The 2,587-nt window shown below is 38.4% G+C and carries 4 protein-coding genes; 3 read left to right on the forward strand and 1 reads right to left on the reverse strand.

The window, feature by feature from the left end; all coding sequences use genetic code 11:
- The 3 genes from B2R65_RS01215 to B2R65_RS01225 form a co-directional block, all read left to right on the forward strand.
- Positions 1-444: protein translocase subunit SecF (locus B2R65_RS01215; RefSeq protein WP_476748304.1), on the forward strand; the 444-nt coding region annotated here is incomplete at its 5' end.
- Between the two features lie 117 nt (positions 445-561).
- Positions 562-1,038, forward strand: a complete 477-nt coding sequence (locus tag B2R65_RS01220) for a GreA/GreB family elongation factor (RefSeq protein WP_286740423.1) — start codon at positions 562-564, stop codon at positions 1,036-1,038.
- 198 nt (positions 1,039-1,236) lie between these two features.
- Positions 1,237-1,731: an REP-associated tyrosine transposase gene (locus B2R65_RS01225; protein ID WP_286740426.1), complete on the forward strand. Its 495-nt coding sequence runs from the start codon at positions 1,237-1,239 to the stop codon at positions 1,729-1,731.
- 156 nt (positions 1,732-1,887) lie between these two features.
- Here the strand turns inward: B2R65_RS01225 and B2R65_RS01230 are convergent, their stop codons facing one another.
- On the reverse strand, positions 1,888-2,229 hold the full coding sequence (locus tag B2R65_RS01230) for a zinc ribbon domain-containing protein YjdM (RefSeq protein ID WP_286740428.1): 342 nt from the start codon (positions 2,227-2,229) through the stop codon (positions 1,888-1,890).
- Positions 2,230-2,587 lie beyond the last annotated feature (358 nt).

Here is a 2,587-nt window from a genome sequence, read left to right on the forward strand (position 1 = left end):
CTAGTGCATGATTTATTACTGGTACTGGGGCTATTTTCGCTATTAAGTATTGAGTTTAATTTAACGGTACTTGCCAGTTTGCTGGCCATTATAGGTTACTCACTTAACGACTCTATAATAGTAGGCGATAGAGTACGCGAGCTTTTACGTGTTAAATCTAATAATGCGCTTAGCCCCGCAAGTATTATTAACAACGCCATAAAAAGTACCTTAACGCGTACGCTTATTACATCGGGTACCACACTTGCTACAGTTGCAAGTGTTTGGCTCCTCGCGGGCGCGCCATTACAAGGCTTTGCCATCGCGCTATTTACCGGCATTGTAGTAGGTACGTTCTCATCTATTTGTATTGCCGCCACGTTACCCGAGCTATTAGGGTTAAGTGCTAAAAATTACGAAGAAAAACAAGATGCAGAAACGCAAGCGTTGCTCGATATGCCCTAGCAATAAATGCTTTTAAAAATCTGCATTAAAACACAGGCGCTTAAAATAATGGTTTTAAGCGCCTTATAACGGTAAAATTAATCACATAGTTTACCGTATTGGTTATTAGCGCCTTTCATGAATAAATCCCACGTAATAGAACACCTTAAATTTGCACTAGAAGCCCAATTAAACAGCGCAAAACAAGCAGCAAAAGCCGCGCACGACGCCGCAACTCACGAAGAAAGCGTTGCAGAAACGCAGTACGATACCCTAGGACTCGAAGCCGCTTATTTAGCACAAGGGCAAGCTGAGCGTGTAAACGATTGCTACAAAAGCATTAAACAATTTGAAGCCATTTTTAAAGAGCCCACTCACAAAAAAGTGATTATAAGCTCTCTCGTTTGCCTAGAAGATGAAAACGCCCTACAAAAATGGTTTTACTTAGGCCCAGCCGCAGGCGGCTTAACGGTTGAAGTAAAAGGGCAAACTATTCAAGTTGTTACTCCCGAAGCCCCCCTGGGTAAACAGCTTTTAGGCAAACAACTTGATGATGAAGTAAGTTTAACTATTGTAGGCAAAAACCATGAATATGATGTGGTAGAGATTTTATAAAGCATTGGTTTTATATGTAGGTCGGATAAGCTAAGCGCCATCCGGCAAAGCCATATCAATACAATAAACGCTTATACTTATAAATTAATTGTCGGATGGCATGGCTTCGCCATTTATCCGACCTACGTCAATGTTGTAAATATCCTAAAATTGCGCTTTATTTATCTAATGCGTAACAAATAATACAATGGATATGCAATGCAATATCGTCGTAATTATGTAAAAGGTGGGACGTACTTTTTTACATTTAATTTGCTCGATAGGAATAAATCGTTGTTGGTTGAGCATATCGATTTATTAAGAGAGTCTATCCGTTTTGTTAAATCTCAAAGGCCATTTTATATAGATGCATGGGTTGTGCTGCCCGATCACCTTCATGCAGTTTTGACTTTACCAGATGATGATGTGGATTATTCGAGTCGCTGGCGAGAAATTAAAAAGCGATTTTCAAAATCACTCCCAAAGACAGAGTTTTTAACTCAAACACGGAAACGTAAAAATGAACGTGGAATTTGGCAGCGCCGTTTTTGGGAACATACTATTAGGGATGATAATGATTATTGGCATCATGTTAACTATGTTCATTTTAATCCGTTAAAACATGGCCTAGTTAGTCAAGTAGCTGATTGGCCTTATTCAAGTTTTCATAGAGCCGTGAAACAAGGTATTTATGCAAATAATTGGTGCGGATAAAAAATATAAATATTTCGTAGGTCGGATAAGCGAAGCGCCATCCGACAAAGCTATAGCTTCATAATACACTTTAGTTTTGTACAAAAGTTTTTGTTAAATGAAATAATTTCGGCCTTTATTACGCGTCGGATGGCATGGCTTCGCCCTTTATCCGACCTACGAGTTAGCTTTTTTCACAAACTTCGCTGTTACCATCATTTCGCCAATGCCGTCTACTTTACAATCTAGCTCGTGATCTTTTTTATCAAGCACACGCCTTACGACCGCTTTGGTACCAATTTTAATGACTTGTGAGCTGCCTTTTATTTTTAAATCTTTGGCTACGGTTACTTTATCGCCATCACTAAGTAGAGTTCCATTGGCATCTTTAACTAAAATTGCGTCTTCATCGTTTGTACTATTTGGGTTCCATTCATAGGCGCACTCAGGGCAAATAAGCAGTTGTTGGTCTTCGTAAACATATTCAGATTGGCACTGTGGGCAGGCAGGATGTGACATTTATAACGCTCATAAAATATTAATTTTGCGTATTTTAATCTGCATTAATAGGAAAATATAGTTAATCAATATTTTTTATCTTCACGCTAAAAATATCTCGTTTGTGTGGTTTTTAAAAAGGGCATATAAAGCAGATGTCGCTTAAGCAATTTAAGCGCTAACACTTACAGTAGGTATTTGTTAAAGCACCCATCGTATTAAGTGATACGCGCAATGCCCACTTAGTACGATGGGTGTTTCTATTTATAGTGCTGAGTATTTTATTAGGCATGCTTTTTATATTTCTGACTTAACTAGGAAAAGTCGTGTTTAAAACCTTAATAGTGGTTGATAACAACGAGCAAACACTTGCTCAATC

The organism is Pseudoalteromonas sp. UBA2102, assembly GCF_002331165.1.
Lineage (GTDB): Bacteria > Pseudomonadota > Gammaproteobacteria > Enterobacterales > Alteromonadaceae > Pseudoalteromonas > Pseudoalteromonas atlantica.

Excerpts from the sequence above, each read along its gene's own strand:
- B2R65_RS01220 (WP_286740423.1), top strand. The coding sequence starts at position 562 with ATGAATAAATCCCACGTAATAGAACACCTTAAATTTGCACTAGAAGCC.
- B2R65_RS01230 (WP_286740428.1), bottom strand. The coding sequence starts at position 2,229 with ATGTCACATCCTGCCTGCCCACAGTGCCAATCTGAATATGTTTACGAA.
- B2R65_RS01225 (WP_286740426.1), top strand. The coding sequence starts at position 1,237 with ATGCAATATCGTCGTAATTATGTAAAAGGTGGGACGTACTTTTTTACA.